Source organism: Candidatus Zixiibacteriota bacterium, assembly GCA_035574315.1.
In the GTDB taxonomy this organism is placed as follows: domain Bacteria; phylum Desulfobacterota; class Binatia; order UBA9968; family UBA9968; genus DATLYW01.
In genome coordinates this window covers 1-13,802 of the sequence record DATLYW010000051.1, presented here as the reverse complement: position 1 = coordinate 13,802, position 13,802 = coordinate 1, and the positions used below count along the sequence as shown (strand labels likewise).

General features: G+C 61.0%; 16 protein-coding genes. 13 read left to right on the top strand and 3 right to left on the bottom strand.

The features are described 5' to 3' along the window. Positions 1 to 26: 26 nt before the first annotated feature. Together trmL and dtd are read right to left on the bottom strand one after the other, a co-directional pair. On the bottom strand, positions 27 to 479 hold the full coding sequence (gene trmL, locus VNN77_18940) for a tRNA (uridine(34)/cytosine(34)/5-carboxymethylaminomethyluridine(34)-2'-O)-methyltransferase TrmL (protein HXG53480.1): 453 nt from the start codon (positions 477 to 479) through the stop codon (positions 27 to 29). Between the two features lie 2 nt (positions 480 to 481). Beyond that, positions 482 to 919 carry a D-aminoacyl-tRNA deacylase gene (gene dtd, locus VNN77_18935; protein HXG53479.1) on the bottom strand — a complete coding sequence of 146 codons (438 nt, stop codon included), beginning with the start codon at positions 917 to 919 and terminating at the stop codon, positions 482 to 484. Positions 920 to 1,274: 355 nt separating this feature from the next. Between dtd and VNN77_18930 the strand changes: the two genes are divergently transcribed. From VNN77_18930 to VNN77_18920, 3 genes are all read left to right on the top strand, one after another. Further along, positions 1,275 to 1,799 carry a carboxypeptidase regulatory-like domain-containing protein gene (locus VNN77_18930; protein ID HXG53478.1) on the top strand — a complete coding sequence of 175 codons (525 nt, stop codon included), beginning with the start codon at positions 1,275 to 1,277 and terminating at the stop codon, positions 1,797 to 1,799. A gap of 72 nt (positions 1,800 to 1,871) precedes the next feature. After that, the gene (locus VNN77_18925) at positions 1,872 to 2,552 is read left to right on the top strand and encodes a DsbA family protein (GenBank protein ID HXG53477.1); all 681 of its coding nucleotides are present in this window, start codon (positions 1,872 to 1,874) and stop codon (positions 2,550 to 2,552) included. Positions 2,553 to 2,635: 83 nt separating this feature from the next. Next, positions 2,636 to 3,268, top strand: a complete 633-nt coding sequence (locus VNN77_18920; protein HXG53476.1) for a cation transporter — start codon at positions 2,636 to 2,638, stop codon at positions 3,266 to 3,268. A 354-nt stretch (positions 3,269 to 3,622) separates the two neighbouring features. Here VNN77_18920 and VNN77_18915 read toward each other — a convergent pair whose 3' ends face one another. Next, positions 3,623 to 4,093: a hypothetical protein gene (locus VNN77_18915; GenBank protein HXG53475.1), complete on the bottom strand. Its 471-nt coding sequence runs from the start codon at positions 4,091 to 4,093 to the stop codon at positions 3,623 to 3,625. A gap of 730 nt (positions 4,094 to 4,823) precedes the next feature. On the opposite strand from VNN77_18915, the gene VNN77_18910 reads away from it, so the two are divergent. The 10 genes from VNN77_18910 (at position 4,824) to VNN77_18865 (ending at position 13,548) form a co-directional block, all read left to right on the top strand. Continuing rightward, positions 4,824 to 5,006: a hypothetical protein gene (locus VNN77_18910; GenBank protein HXG53474.1), complete on the top strand. Its 183-nt coding sequence runs from the start codon at positions 4,824 to 4,826 to the stop codon at positions 5,004 to 5,006. Positions 5,007 to 6,389: 1,383 nt separating this feature from the next. Then, on the top strand, positions 6,390 to 6,587 hold the full coding sequence (locus VNN77_18905) for a hypothetical protein (protein ID HXG53473.1): 198 nt from the start codon (positions 6,390 to 6,392) through the stop codon (positions 6,585 to 6,587). A 104-nt stretch (positions 6,588 to 6,691) separates the two neighbouring features. Continuing rightward, entirely contained in the window at positions 6,692 to 7,381 is a 690-nt protein-coding gene (locus VNN77_18900) for a c-type cytochrome (GenBank protein HXG53472.1), read from the top strand. A gap of 164 nt (positions 7,382 to 7,545) precedes the next feature. Beyond that, entirely contained in the window at positions 7,546 to 8,331 is a 786-nt protein-coding gene (locus VNN77_18895; GenBank protein HXG53471.1) for a prolipoprotein diacylglyceryl transferase family protein, read from the top strand. After that, positions 8,328 to 8,741: a cupredoxin domain-containing protein gene (locus VNN77_18890; protein HXG53470.1), complete on the top strand. Its 414-nt coding sequence runs from the start codon at positions 8,328 to 8,330 to the stop codon at positions 8,739 to 8,741. The genes VNN77_18895 and VNN77_18890 overlap by 4 nt, the downstream gene beginning before the upstream one ends. A 178-nt stretch (positions 8,742 to 8,919) precedes the next feature. After that, a complete protein-coding gene (locus VNN77_18885) occupies positions 8,920 to 9,312 on the top strand; it encodes a hypothetical protein (GenBank protein ID HXG53469.1) in 393 nt (130 codons plus the stop codon). Positions 9,313 to 9,474: 162 nt separating this feature from the next. After that, entirely contained in the window at positions 9,475 to 10,149 is a 675-nt protein-coding gene (locus VNN77_18880) for a copper-binding protein (protein HXG53468.1), read from the top strand. 21 nt (positions 10,150 to 10,170) lie between these two features. Further along, a complete protein-coding gene (locus VNN77_18875; GenBank protein HXG53467.1) occupies positions 10,171 to 10,629 on the top strand; it encodes a copper-binding protein in 459 nt (152 codons plus the stop codon). A 33-nt stretch (positions 10,630 to 10,662) separates the two neighbouring features. Beyond that, on the top strand, positions 10,663 to 12,078 hold the full coding sequence (locus VNN77_18870) for a TolC family protein (protein HXG53466.1): 1,416 nt from the start codon (positions 10,663 to 10,665) through the stop codon (positions 12,076 to 12,078). A gap of 15 nt (positions 12,079 to 12,093) precedes the next feature. Continuing rightward, positions 12,094 to 13,548, top strand: a complete 1,455-nt coding sequence (locus VNN77_18865; GenBank protein HXG53465.1) for a copper oxidase — start codon at positions 12,094 to 12,096, stop codon at positions 13,546 to 13,548. Positions 13,549 to 13,802: the final 254 nt, after the last annotated feature.

Sequence of the window (13,802 nt, the reverse complement as noted above, 5' to 3'; positions counted from 1 at the left end):
TCAAGGGCAGGTGCCGCGAAAAAACCTTATGTTTTGCCTAGCTGGCGCAGGGCTTCGTACAGGACGATGGAAACCGCGTTGGACAGATTGAGACTCCGGACTCCCGTTCCCATCATGGGGATGCGGTAGCAGTGATCGGGGTGAGCGTCCAGCAGCTCCTGCGGGAGCCCTCGCGTCTCGGGTCCGAAAACGAGGTAGTCGGTCTCTTCGTACCGTGCGGCGGTATAGGATTTCCGGGCCCGCTTCGAAAAGAAAAGGAGCCTGCCGTCGTCCCGTTCCCGAGAAAACTGAATCCAGGAAGCGTGAACGTGGAGGTCGACGAACTCCCAGTAATCGAGGCCGGCGCGCTTAAGGTGCTTGTCGTCGATCTTGAAGCCCAGCGGCTCGATCAGGTGAAGCGGCGTCAGCGTCGCGGCGCAAAGCCGGGCGACGCTTCCGGTGTTCGGGGGGATCTCGGGCTCGAACAGGACCACGCGCACCGTCAGCTCTCCAGGAGCAGGGTCACGGGCCCGTCGTTCGTCAACCGGACGCGCATACGTGCGCCGAATTCCCCGGTAGCCACCTCGATCCCCGATTCCCTCAGGCGGCGTACGAAGGCCTCATAGAGCGGTCGGGCGACCTGCGGCGGCGCGGCTTCCGTGAACGACGGGCGATTGCCTTTTCTGCAGTCGCCGTACAGTGTAAACTGGGAAATAACCAGAACGGCGCCGCCGACATCGGCAACGGAGAGATTCATTTTTCCTTCGGCGTCTTCGAAGACCCGCAGGTTCTTGACCTTGTCGGCGAGGCGGCACGCATCGGACTCGTTATCGGCGCGGCCGACACCCAGAAAGATGCACAGACCCGTGCCGATCGCGGCGGACCGGGACTGCTCGACGGTTACGCTGGCTTCATGGACCCTTTGCGCGACGATGCGCATGCTTGCTGATTCGGCCGGGGGCGATAATGCCGGATTCAGGGCGACGGACGAACGGCCGGGGGCCGCGCGGCCCGCTGTCGGCTTCACTCTGATAGCAGAGAAATTTACCCGCCACAACGTCGCTTCGCACCGCACACCGTTTCGACGCCGGCTTTCGACGTGGCTGCGCGGGACGGTCGGTTCGGCCCTGTTGCTCGCCTGCGTAACCGCGGCCGCCCAGGGGCAGGCCGCCGACGATGGGGTGATCGCCGGGACGGCAGGGGGAAGCGTGAGCGGCCGGGTCGTTTTGGCGGGGGGATATCGGCCCGCAGGGCGGCACGAGGTTTTCAAGAACCGTCGGGTCTGCGGAACTTCAGTGCTCGATGAAAGCCTGCTGGTCGAAACGAGCGGCGGCGTTCGCAATGCGGTGATCACGCTCCGGCGGCGCGGCTTACAGCCGCCCCTCCGGCCACGTCGCATCGTCCTGGACAACCGCGATTGCGCGTTTCGTCCCCATGTTCAGGCTGTTTCCCTGGGGAGCGAGGTGCTGCTGAAGAACAGCGATCCGATCCTGCATACCGTGCATGCCCGGCTGGGCGATCAGACCCTGTTCAACGTCGGGTTGCCCAAATGGCGCGAGGTGCGAAAAGTGCTGGATCGCGCGGGAGCGATCCGGATCGATTGCGGTGTGCTCCACACATGGATGAGCGCGGTCATCGTCGTGAGCACGAGCCCCTATTTGGCCGTGACCGACCAGGACGGCAGGTTTTCCGTGGGCCCGCTTCCGGCTGGCGACTACCGGCTCGAGGTGTGGCACGAGCGTCTCGGAACGAGAGGCGCCACGGTGGTCGTGGGCGAAGGCACTGACACCTTCCTCGAAGTGGCCTATGCTCTGCCGTGATGGTAGTGTACGCGATCCGTTGGACCGGGCGGTTCCGATGGATAGGATCGAAAGCGCGGCCCGGTAATCCTGATGCGCCGAAAGCAGGATAATCCTCGCAACGGTGGACGGCGGGAGAAAACGGCCAGGGCGGCAATCCTGGCCGCCTGGCTCCTTCTGGTGCCGCCCGCGTCGGTGCGTGCCCAGGGCATCGAGCAGACGCTCGCCGCTCTCGGGAAACAACCTGCGTTGGGACCGGCGAGGGCGGCCGTCAGCATTGTCGAGTTTTCCGATTTCCAGTGCAGCTTCTGCAAGAAGTTCTGGTCCAACACCCTGCCGCAGCTCAAGACCTCCTACATCAAGGAGGGCCGCGCGCGGTTCGTCTACAGGCACTTCGCCGTGCTGGGCCAGTTCTCGGAGCAGGCCGCGCTTGCGGCGGAGTGCGCGGGCGAGCAGGGCAGGTTCTGGCAATATCACGACCGTCTTTTCGCCAACCAGGGGGCGCTCGCCTTCACCCGGTCGAAGCTCGAGGGTTACGCGCGGGAAATCGGGCTGAAGCCCGCGAGCTTCAGCCAGTGTCTGGCAAGCGGGAGGCATCGCAAGAAGATCGAGCGCGAGACCGAAACCGCGGTGCGGCTGGGAGCGCGGGGGACGCCGACTTTTTTCGTGAACAGCCGCCTGCTCGTCGGAGCGCAGCCGTTCGAGGTCTTCCGGGAGGTGATCGAGGACGAGCTGAAGCGACGGCCGCGGAGCAAACAATCGAGTGGAATGTAACGTTGCGCCGGTCGGCGCAGGATCTAGGCGTCTGGGTCCGGAACGGTTCGGCGTTAAACCCGTCGAGCTGATACGTCGCTTTCATGGACGATTGTTGCGAGGCGAAAGCGCAAGAACTGACGGTCGTACGAGGCAGGCACAGAAACGTCCTCGTCATCGTGCTCGTCATCAACACCGTTCTTTTCGTTGTTGAAGCGGTTGCCGGATTGCTGGCGAATTCGACGGCCCTGCTGGCCGATTCCCTGGACATGCTGGGGGACGCGCTGGTTTACGGATTCAGCCTTTATGTGCTGGGGCGCAGCGCGGCATGGAAGGCAAAAGCTGCGCTTTTAAAGGGCGCGATCATGGCCGCCTTCGGCGCGGGCGTTCTCGTGGAGCTGGTGTCCAAGATCTTGTGGGGCGTCATTCCCAGCGCCGGAACCATGGGTATCGTCGGGGCCCTGGTCCTTCTGGGCAATGGCGCTTGCTTCCTGCTGCTTTTGAGGTACCGATCGGATGACCTCAACATGCGCTCGACCTGGCTGTGCTCGCGGAACGACATTGTAGCCAACCTGTCGGTGTTGCTGGCGGCGTGGGGCGTCAAGTTCTTCCATTCGAGCTGGCCCGACATCGTGGTGGGCGGCGCCATCGCCAGCTTGTTTTTAAAAAGCGCGTTCGCGGTGCTAGGTGAATCTATCGCGGCGCTTCACGGACCCGGATCGGAAGCTGGCCGTTGAGCAGGAGGCGGACAACCGCCTTGTCGGATCTCCACGTGTGGCGCGTTGGTCCGCGGGCGTATGCGGCCAGCGTATCCGTGGCGTTCCGTTACCCGATGGCGGCGGAGCATTTCAAGCGGCTGCTACGGGATGTTCCGCATCTCGCTCACGTGCTCGTCGAGGTCAATGAATGCTTCGGCGTTCCGTGCAAGGAGAGGACGGCTTGACTCTTTCGTGAACTTCATGGCGCGAAACACCCCCGGCCGCCGGGTGAGTCGGGCAGCGTCACGGAAATATTTTGGCCCCTGCGCAGGCGTCGTTCGTGGCAGAGAAGTCTAGAGTCGCTCAGGAGGAACGCTTGTCGCACCGAAAGCTTTACGCCTGTCGGGTGGCCCAGGGCAGTCCATGGGTCAGCATGGCGAAGCCGCCGCCAAGGATAATGCCATAGATCAGATGTCCAATTAGGCTTCCGAGTGCAACCGGCCGCATCGCCTCCATCTGAAGCGGCGCGAAAACCGGCATGCCGAGTAGTAGCGGCATCAATATCAGTCCATCCAGGATCCACCAAACGAAACCGTAGGCAGCACCCCATCCGAGGGCAGGTCCATAGTTGTGCGACCGACTGCCCAGGAGCCATCCAAAGATAGCGGCAATGACAAGACTGTTAAACAAGTGGTAGATCCAGCCGATCACTATGCTATCGGAGCGCACGACTTTGGCGACCATGGCCATCATGGGCATCTGTCCGCCGTCGGGTGTCGGGGCGTTCATCATCTGCATCATGACGCCGAAAATGACTCCGCTGACCAGCCCCGCCACGATCCCGTGAGTAATATCGGAACGCATGGTTGCTCCTCCTTTCCATCATCTCTAACGCTTATCACGATGAAAAGTTCCCGCCTTTTCGGCCGCCGGGGACCACGAACCGGGCGGCCTACATGACTTGCAGATCTTTAAAGGCGGAAGGGATTCCGCAGAACCCATGAAATTGTTTACCGGCTCATGGCAGCCTGCACGGCTCGTCTGACGTCTCCCAGACAACATGTGCCTGCCGGATTTCTGACCTCGCAGGCGCAGCGCCCAGCCTTAACCTCTTGGGCGACCATTGCCTCTACTGTGGAATGACGCCTGGTTTGAATTTCGGCTCTTATGCTGGCGACTGTGTGGTTGAAGCAATAGCAGACGGGCCCTTCGTAGTTTCGCTCCTTGAAATGAACGGGAACCCGGAGTTCGCTCTTCTCGATCCGAATTTCCCCTGCATAATAGACGACAGGGCAGTCCGGCGTACGGCAAAGGCGATATTCCTGAGCGCTCAGCTTGACAGCCGGCACCTCGGTCTTCGCCATAGCCCCCACGGTGGCAAGAGACACCGGCTTGCCTTTTGCACCGCAAGCCGGGCAAAGAAATCGATCTTTCTCAGCGGTTTCGCTGACAGGACAGCAATCGGACGACATCATTCCGTCAACGGCTCGTCTTTCGCTTCCGCCATCCGTAGACCATAAGGATCAGAAACAGGCCGAGAAGGGGGAACAGGACAGATATCATCCGCCAGCTCCAGCAAAGAGGAAAAGTCGCGATGGCGGGCGACGGTATAAACGATGCGCCTGCGCTGACGCAGGCCGACGTCGGCATCGCCATGGGCGAGAGCGATGGCGCAACGGTTCTCTACGATCCGGCCGAGGCAACCATCGAGCGACTGAAGCGGGCCATTGCGGAGGCGGGCTTTCAGGTCGGGACGGTCCAGGGAGTTGAGCGGTGACGGAGACGGCTGCCTATTGATGCAACTCCCTTGGAGTGGCTCGCCGCAACGCACTATCGAACGATTTGTCGCGGAGGACATCCGGCTCGAGGGTTGCATTGACATTCGATTCAAAAGCGGCCAAGATTCACCCGGATGGACCGCGGCGCAAAGACTCTAACCGCGATGGTGCTCGGCCTATCGTTTACGTTGGCGGTTTTGTGCTCCGCTCGGGCGGCTTCTGCGCGGTCTTTCGCCTCGGTATCGGGCTGTTTGCAACCGGGCCATGCCATGGAAATGGCCGACTGCGAACAGTACTTTTGCACATTCGGCCGTGCTTCGAACGTTCTCTCGGAAAGTCTTCTCAGGTCCGTCCGTTCCAACGACTTTATAAAAACCGCCTCAAGCACGGCCGTTGGCGATGCCCGTCTGGATGCATCCCGCGTCGGCATATTTCGCCCGGGAAAAGGCCGTGGAACCGGCCTTTCTGGCTTATTACCCAAAGTTTCTGTCCATCTGGTCCATTCCACACTGAACCTCTGATTTCACCCTCGCTAATTTCTCGACTTTGACGGGCTCGCGGTCCTCCGATGGGAGGGCCGGGGTTTCCTGACTTTCCAAACTTTTGGGAGAAAGCCGACCTTTTCGAAAACGGACTTTCTTCCGAGAACAACAAACCTTCAGGAGGGACGATGAAGAGCCGGTTGAAATCAACGTCGTTGTTGGCGGTGTGGCTGTTGAGCATCGGGGCTGTGCATGGGGGGCGCCATCTCGCAACAGCCGCTACGCACCATGCTCCCGTCAAGAACGGTCCGAGCTTCGAGCATGTTCACTCTCTTGCAATGGGTTCGGCGGGGGAAACGTTGTTCCTGGGTGCCCATACCGGGCTTTATCGAAGTGGAGACGGCGGTCGAACGTGGGACAAGGTGTCGATCTCGACCAAGCACGGTCATCTCGATGTTATGGATATTGCACCGGATCCGAGAGATCCGAAAACGATCTATATCGCGACTCACGAGGCCGGAGTGCTCAAAAGCACCGACGGAAGAAGGAGCTGGAAAGAAGCCGGCAATGGTCTTGGGGGGCGGACGTCCATGGGCTGGCCATCGACCCAAACACGTCGTCCAGGCTTCATGCGGCGGTGCGGGGGAAAGGGGAGGGAATCTATCGTACAACGGATCAGGGCGAAAAGTGGATTCGGGTGGATGACGGCCCGCAAGGGGAAGTCAAGGTTTTGCGGTCGGTGAACATCCCGACCGGAATGGGCGGCATTTTGTCTATGCGGGTACTTCCAACGGGTTGCAACGCAGCGCCGACTGTTTCTGAGGGTGGTTCGATGTGGGCGGTCTGCCCACCAGTCGGACGGTGAACGGATTCGCGGTAAATCCCGGAGATTCCAAAATCATGTTTGCGGCCATGCGCGACGGTCTCTTCCGAAGCACAGACGCCGGTGCATCTTGGAAGGTCGTTGCCAGCGAGCTCAAGAACGTGGCGGCAGTCGCTGTTAACCCAAAGAACCCGACTGAAATGTATCTGTCCACGACGAGCGGCACGATTTATGTGAGCGTGGACGCGGGAATGAGCTGGAAGAAACAGCGGTAGAATGTCTGCCGAAAAAGAAAAGGATTCATGTCACCAGGTTCAGTCAGAAAAGATTAGAAGAGCCCCTGACCTGGTGGCACGCGGCCCGGCTACGAGGAGGCACGATGTGTTACCCATCGTTCATCATCTTGTTCGCGATCTTGTTTCTTCAACGGGCGGCCGAAGGTGCTTTTCCTTCCGGTGATCCCGCGCGTGGCGCAGTTGCTTTCAGGCAATGCGACGCTTGCCACTCGCTGGAACCCGGCGTGCATCTCACAGGGCCGAGCCTTGCGCAGGTCCTGGGGCGAAAGGCGGGGACGGCCGAGGGCTTTCGAAGGTATTCGGATGCCTTGAAGAGATCCGGAATTGTGTGGAACGAGAGGGCCCTTCACGAATTCCTCAAGGATCCCCAGAGCTCGATTCCGGGAAATCTGATGCCGTTTCCGGGCATCCGGGACGACAGACAGCGCGCAGACCTGGTGGCTTATCTGAAAGCGGCGGACACCGGGAGCGAATCCGAGAGGGCGCCACGCGGCGGAGGTATGGCAGGGCCTCCGACGGATCTGAAAAAATTGGGCAAGAAGCAACAGGTGCGCTCGATCCGGTACTGTGGCGACACCTATCACGTCACGACCGCAAGCGGTGAGACGCTCCCGTTCTGGGAATTCAACCTGCGGTTCAAGACCGATTCAAGCAGGAACGGACCACCGAAGGGAACCCCTGCACTGATCCGGGCGGGAATGATGGGAGATCGTGCCTTCATCGTTTTTTCTTCGGCCGAAGAAATGGTCGCTCTGATCGAATCGAGGTGCTGATCTCGTCACCCCAGCGGAAGGGGGCTGCCTCCGGACTTGACAGGGCCGAACTGCGGCCGAGAACGCCGGCAGCCTCGGAAACAACGGGTTCCGGCCGGCTCCGTGCGATTCCCGGAGATGCATTCTGCGAGGGTTTCTGCTAGCCTTTTCTCCGGCGAGGGCGAATGTATCCCATTCTTTTTCAGTTCGGTCCCGTTACGATTTACAGCTTCGGCGCCATGATGGCGGTGGCGGCCCTGGCCGCCGCCTGGGTCGTCCACAAGGAGCTCAGGGAGCGCGGCTACAACCCCGAGCTGGCGTCGACCATGGTCTTCGCCGCGGCTATCGGCGGTCTCGCCGGTGCGAGGATCCTTTTCATCCTCGAAGACCTCCCGAGCTTTCTCCGCTCGCCCGGTCAGTTCATTTTTACCGGCGCCGGCTTCACGTGGTACGGCGGCCTCATCGGAGGCGCGCTGGCGGTGACCTGGGTCGTCAAGAAGAACGGGATTCCCTGGCTGGTCGGCGCGGACATCGCGGCGCCCGCGCTCGCGATCGGCTACGGCATCGGACGGATCGGCTGCCACGTCGCGGGCGACGGGGATTGGGGCACGGTCACCGACGTCCCCTGGGGCGTTGCTTACACCCACGCCATCATCGGTTGGGTGAACCCTTTGACGGGCGTCCCTTATCCTCCGGGGACGCGAGTTCACCCCACGCCGATCTACGAGTTTCTCGAGTCGCTGATCATTTTCGGGATCCTGTGGGGGCTGCGCAAAAAAAATCCGGCTCCCGGCGTGATCGCCTGGATCTATCTGGCTCTGGCCGGATTGGCGCGTTTCGCGGTCGAGTTCTGGCGCGTCAATCCTCCGGTCGCCTTCGGGCTGACCGAGGCGCAGTTGTTCAGCGTCGTCCTGATGCTGGTCGGCGCGGCCATGCTGGCCAGGCGCTCCATGATGACGGCAGTGACATGAACGGCAGCAAACCGGCGGCGGCTTTCATCGGGCCGGCGCTGCTGGGATCCGTGGTTCTTGCCGCCGCGCCCGGAGGCGTGGTCGTTCCGATCTCGCCGGACAACGTGCAGCGGCTCGAGATCACGGTCGACAGTTACTCGTTCACGCCGGGCCGTCTCGTGGTCAAGCAGAATATTCCGGTGGAGTTGATCTTCAAGAACAAGAGTTGGATGGTTCCCCACAATTTCGTGCTCAAGTCGCCCGAGGCCGGACTGATGATCGAGGCGGAAATAGGGAGCGGCGAGACGACGGTCGTTCGCTTCACTCCCACGCGTATCGGCGAGTTCAAGTTTAGCTGTACCAAAAAGCTCCTTTTCTTTCCGAGTCACGAGGATCAAGGAATGGTCGGCACTCTGGCGGTCGCGCCGTAGCGGTTCGCTCCACGCGGACTCCGCGGCGAAGGTTCGCGCTCGGCGGTCCGTCGAATCGCCGTCGGACCTCCGCGTCAAGCGCTGCGACCGGGCTTGCGCCGGCTGCTGACGCAGGCAAGAGGCGGCCTCTTGAAAACAGCTGCCCGATAGTGCAAGGTGGGGTTCACCCGGAATGCCGATGAAGCGCTGGATTGCAGCCGTCTGTTGCATTGTCGTTCTCTTCCCCGCCGTTGTTCTTGCCGTGGAGATGCGCAAGGCGCAGCGCGGGGATCGGAGCGGGCATCACCACCCGGTGTCCCCATCGTGGGGCGAGGAAGACGGTCAGCACGGGGTGTTGCGTCATCCCGTCGATCGCGGGCCGTTCGTTTATTGCCCCCACCTGACCGTCGAGTTTCTGCCGGCGAGCACGACTTCCATAAGGCCGGCCCTGGCGCCGACGTACGTGGCGGTTCCGTGCTCGTCCCCGGTGGATCTCGGTAGCCGTTCGTTCGCGGAGAAAGGCAGCCCTCCTTTTTCCCGCCCGTGGTTTTCCGCGCCTTCCCATCTCGTTCTCTCCGTTCTTCGCTTTTAAGCTTTTCTTCCCCGGTCGTTCGCAGCCCGCCCTTGAGCGGCGGGATCTTTTTATAACGCGGGCCCGTTTCGCTCCGATGTCGGCAAAAGGCCGCGGGACGAGCCGATCTCAGGACCCGACTGTTTACCGAGCCGTGAATTCCACCCGCAAGGAGGGGTGCTCATGATGCGCAGGACTTCGAGAGGTTTCACCTTCGCCTGGCTGGTCGTTCTTGCAACGTTTTGCACGGGCGGCGCCGCAGAAAAAACGAGACCGGGAGAACTCGATATGCATCATCCCAAGGGCTGGACCTTCACCATGCCCAAGGGCGATCCGGTCAAGGGTCGGTCGGTGTTTGAAAAATTCAGCTGCTATTCGTGCCACGAAGTGCGCGGCGAAAATTTTCCTCCTCTCGACAGAACCCAGGCGGTTGGCCCGGAACTGAGCCAAATGGGGCCGCTGCACCCGCTGGAGTACTTCACCGAGTCGATCGTCAATCCCGACGCCGTCGGCGCAAAGAAATATCGCGGTCCAGACGGGAAGTCGAAAATGCCGACTTTCAACGCCGACATGACGGTTCAGGAACTGATCGATCTGTCGGCGTATCTGGCTGCGCTGCGGCCCAAAGGCGTCGCGAAATCGGTCAAGGGAGTCGGGAAAATCGTCGCTGTGGTACCGCAGACGCAAGAGGTCGTGGTGGACCACGAAGAGATCGAGGGGTTCATGGACGCGATGGTAATGGGTTACAAGGTCAGTCCGGGTTCCCTGCTCAAGAGCGTCAAGCCCGGCGACAAAGTTCGTTTCACGATTGATACAGACAAACGAGCGATCACGAAGTTCGAGAAGGTCGGGAAGTAAATCCAGGGAGGGGATCATCGTATGCGATCCACGCGTAACACTCTGCTCGGCTTTGCCGCGATGGTATTTTCGGGATGCGCGCCCTATGAGCTGCCGCCACCGGCCCTCGACCACCCGGCCAATCCCCAGGCGATGACCGCGCCGCTGCCGCAACCGTCGAGGACGCTCGCGTACACGCCGCGGGACATACCGTCCCCGCAGCCGGCCTCTGCGGCGAGGGAGGCGGGGGAAGTAGTCCACCCGGCGGCGCAGGGTGAACCGAAGACAGTGGTCGGCGAGGGGAAAGTCATTGCGACGGTTCCCAACGCGAGTCAGATCGTGGTCGAACACGGCGAGATCAAAGGCTTCATGGAGGCGATGACCATGGGCTATCGGGTGGACCCGCCTTCCCTTCTCGAAGGACTGAAATTCGGCGACAGGGTGCGGTTCACGATCGATGTTCCGAAGAAGGCGATCATCAAAATCGAAAAAATGAATTGACGAGAAGGACACCGAGTCAACAGGGGGTTGCGGATGTCATGGAAGCGAAACGCCGGGTGGCTGTCGGTCTTGCTGATTTTCCTGAGCGGCTGCGCGACGGTAGCGCTCAACGCGGGTTTCGATGAGGTGAGCGTCGCCGTTGCCGAGCGCGGGGCCGGCAAAATTGTCTGGAACAGCGGGACCGATCTCGATAAAGAAGCGGCCGAAAAAGTCTCGTCTTTGCTCAAGGGCGGACTGACAGCCGACGAGGCAGTCCAGATTGCCCTGCTGAACAACCGGGATCTTCAGGCGATTTATTCCGACCTGGGAATCGCCCAGGCCGATTTGGTCCAGGCCGGGCTCTTCCAGAATCCTGTTTTTGACGCCGCGGTCCTGTTTCCCGTTTCCGGTGGCAGGCCGGATCTGGACCTCAGCGTGGTCATGAATTTCCTCGACGTGTTCTACGTGCCGCTTCGCAAGCGAGTGGCGACGGCCCGTTTCGAAGAAACCAAGCTAAAGGTCGCCGGCGCCGTACTGGACTTCGCGCGACAGGTTCGCACCGCTTTTTATCTGCACCAGGCGAACGAGCAAATGCTGGAGCTTCGTCGAACCGTCGTGCAGACGCTTACGGCATCGCTGGAACTGGCCCGTAGACTTCACGAGGCGGGAAACATCACCGATCTCGATTTCGCAAGGGAACGGGCGCTCACGGAAGCCGCCAGGCTGGAACTCCGGACGGCCGAAATGGCGGAGCGCCAGAGCCGGGAGCAGCTCAACGCGCTGATGGGAGTGTGGGGGAAGAACACGGAATGGCGGACCGGCGGCCGTTTACCGGATATACCCGCGCAAACGACGGCAGGGGATGACCTTGAACGGCTCGCGCTCAGTCGAAGCCTCGACCTCTCGATCGCCCGCCAGCGCATCATCGCAGCCGGCGAGCAGCTCGGTTTCAACAGAGCGACGGCCTTGATTCCGGAACCGACCCTGGGCCCGCTCGGTGAAAGGGAAGAAGGATGGGAAGCCGGTCCTACGGTTGAATTATCCATTCCGTTGTTCGACCGCGGTCAGGCTCGAATCGCCCGCGCTCTCACCGAGCTGCGGCGCGCCCGGCAGGAATATTACGGTCTGGCGGTGCGAATCCGTTCCGTGGCGCGGGCGGTTCAGGATCGAATGTCCGGAAGCCGTGATCGCGCCTTGTACTACCGGGATATCCTGGTTCCGCTGCGAGAGCGGATCGTGAACGAAGCGCAGCTTCAGTACAACGCGATGCAGCTCAGCCCTTTTGAATTGCTGCGTGCCAAAGAGCAGCAGATCGAGACAGCGGCCGCCTACATCGAGGCGCTGCGTGATTATTGGCTGGCCCGCACCGATTTCGCACATATCCTGAACGGCCGGCTCCCGGGTCTCGACGGAGGTGGAGCCCGGTCGGAAGAAGGCCGGATGAAAATGAACGGACGTGAAGCGCACTGATCCCGGAGGAATGAAATGGCGGGAAAGAAAATCTCGAGAAGAGAAATCCTGGGTCTCGGAGCGGTGGCGGCGGTGGGCGGAGCTCTCTGGCACGAGCGGGCCGACGGGAAAACCCATGGCGGCCGCGCGGGCCAGTATCAGCCTGCAGCCGCGCGGCAGAAAACGGCAGCAGCGGGCCGCGTGTATTGGGAAAAGAGCTACAGCGGAGGGCCGGTCGATGTGAAACCTCTGCCGCCCGGGCTGCCTGAAAAGCATTACAAACCGGTCGTAGTTCCCAACGGGGCGGCTCTCCCTTTCAAGGTGGTCGACGGGGTCAAGGTCTTTCATCTGATCGCCGAAGAGGTCGACTGGGCATTCGACGCTGGCCTGAGAGCCAAGTGCTGGGGATACAACGGCCGGGTCAACAGCACGGCGATCGAGGCCGTCGAGGGTGAAAGGATACGGATCTATGTGACCAACCGCCTCCCGGTGCCGACGTCGGTTCATTGGCACGGCTTCTATCTCCCCAACGGGATGGACGGCGTTGGCGGACTCACGCAGCCTTACATCAGGCCGGGAGAGACCGTCAAATACGAGTGGACGCTGCGCCAGCACGGAACTTTCATGTTCCACTCCCACCACGACGAGATGACGCAAATGGGAATGGGTTTGATCGGCATGTTCGTCGTGCATCCCAGGAAACCGGCGCCGGAGTATCACGTCGATCGGGATTTCTCGTTGATGATCAGCGAATGGGCGATCAAGGCCGGGACCGCGCGCCCGAACACGCTGGTGATGAACGATTTCAACGTTCTGACCATCAACGGCAAAGCGTTCCCCTCCACTGCTCCGCTCGTTTGCAAGACCGGCGACAAGGTTCGCATTCGCCTGGGGAACCTCGGCGCGACCGACCACCACCCGATGCACATCCACGGGTATCACTTCCGCGTGACCGCGACCGACGGCGAGGATATCCCGCTTTCCGCCCAGTGGCCGGAAACCACGGTTCTGGTCGCTGTCGGTCAGACCCGGACGATCGAATTCATCGCCGACGCTCCCGGAGACTGGGCCTTTCACTGCCACATGACGCACCACGTGATGAACCAGATGGGCCATGATTTTCCGAACATGGTCGGCATAAAAACAGGCGGCCTCGACGAGCAACTGCGGCCGCTTCTGCCGGCTTACATGACGATGGGCCATACCGGGATGGACATGGGGCGGATGGCCGAGGTCATGCCGTATCCCAAGAATACGATTTCGATGAAAGGAGCCGCAGGACCATTCGGCGACTACATCTCCATGGGCGGCCTGTTCACGGTTGTCAAGGTTCGCGATCAGTTGAAGAGCTATGATGAAGACCCGGGGTGGTACAAGCACCCCCCTGGAACCGTGGCGCTGAAAGCGAGCGACGCCGAGCTTCGCCGCGACGGGATCGACGTCAACGAGAGGACGGCCGCCGCGTCAGGCGCTGAACGGGGACATCGCTAGGCACAGAGGGTGAAAGTCTTGCGCTGGCTGGGGTTGCATCGCGGCGAGTTTGGACGGGCCGGCTTGATGGCGGTTCTTTTTTTCTTGCTTTTGGGAGCCAACAATTTAATCAAGTGGATGTGCTAACACTTAATCTGACAGACATGGTAGAGTCCTCGCTGTCCTAAACATCAGCGTAGAGCTGAAGAAAGGAAGCGAGGGGAAATGACGACGGCAGAGAAGGTGATCAAGACGAAGGTAGGTTTATTGGAGCT